The organism is Caballeronia sp. GACF4, assembly GCF_023631025.1.
GTDB lineage: Bacteria > Pseudomonadota > Gammaproteobacteria > Burkholderiales > Burkholderiaceae > Caballeronia.
In genome coordinates this window covers 1-641 of sequence record NZ_JALQDW010000033.1, presented here as the reverse complement: position 1 = coordinate 641, position 641 = coordinate 1, and the positions used below count along the sequence as shown (strand labels likewise).

Below are 641 nucleotides of genomic sequence, written 5' to 3'. Positions count from 1 at the left end.
ACGGACGCGCTGCAGCATCCAAGCGCGCGACTCACCCAGCGTTTGAGCATATGGATCGGTACGCTCGAGCTCGAACTCGACGTGCTCAAGTTTAAGGTCAAAGCAGGATTATGCGATGACTACAAGGCGGAGGTCACCGTTACCTCGCCGCGTCTCGATATCGATGGCAAGCTCTGCGTGGGCCGGCGTGCGGGCTTGCAGATCGACGAGCGAGTAGCCGTCCCGTCGGTGAATTATGTCGCGCCTGTCGATCACGAGGCGGCCACTTTCAATGGCATCGTCACGCGCTTCGAACGCATCAAAGCGAGCCGCGACGAGGCGACCTACAAACTCCGGATCGAACCTCGGTTCGCCGCGCTCTGCAAGCGCGTGCATGGCTCGGATGTATTCAAAGACATCACCTTTCAGGAGATGGTGACGCGACTGCTCGTCGACCGGAAGAACATCGATGCCTTCGATATCGAGTTCCATCTGGAAGGCGCGCAGGAGAAGATGGAGCAGGTTGTGATGTACGAGGAGTCCGTGTGGGCCTTCGTGACACGTCATGCAAAACGTCGAGGCATATGCTGGTTTTACAAGCAGGGTCGAGGCAAGGATGGTCAACTGGACACGCTCGTGTTCACGGACAATCCGCGCGGGTA

Annotated in this window: 1 protein-coding gene; it reads left to right on the top strand. The window is 58.2% G+C overall.

The window, feature by feature from the left end; translation table 11 throughout:
- On the top strand, nucleotides 1-641 hold a 641-nt coding region (locus tag NCR40_RS27935), incomplete at both ends, for a phage late control D family protein (RefSeq protein WP_250511368.1).